The following is a 531-nucleotide window of genomic DNA, read 5'->3' on the forward strand; positions in this document are numbered from 1 at the left end:
CATCCGCAACATTATCATAGCTCTTCTCTTCATCCTTGCCATCTTCTTTGATTGCGGTAATCTTGAAACTTGGGGCACTCCACTCTCCCTTATCATTATAGCCAGCTCCTCCACCAAAATAGGTCGCAACCGTCTTATTCATGGAATAAAGCTGTGAGCCATTAACCGCATCACTTGAGTCTACAGTAACGTCTCCATTCGCAAGATACTTAATCTTGCTGTTGCTTTTACTATTTTCTTCTCCATGCAAGGCTACAAAGGCTCCCTCTTTCTCACCCCACATCAACGCATTCTGACCAATGTTCTCTGTAACCTCTTTTTGTATATCTTTAAGAGATTCATCAACACCAGAAAAAGCAGAACCGACATCATTATATGTCTTATCTTTAACTGTATAAGTCGGAGCAACGCCCTTGAGCACATCTGCATCACCACCAAAATATTTCGATGTATTTTCAGCAACCTTAGTAACATTTTCATTGGTGGTAAAAAGCTGTGAGCCATTAACCGCATCTGTCGAGGTTCCTGAAA

Annotated in this window: 1 pseudogene; it reads right to left on the reverse strand. The window is 41.4% G+C overall.

The features are described 5' to 3' along the window. A pseudogene (locus ACFIKG_RS09865) lies at positions 1 to 531 on the reverse strand (adhesin); the annotation flags it as partial.

The organism is Bartonella sp. LB28NMGDW, from assembly GCF_042194435.1.
GTDB classification, from domain to species: domain Bacteria; phylum Pseudomonadota; class Alphaproteobacteria; order Rhizobiales; family Rhizobiaceae; genus Bartonella; species Bartonella grahamii.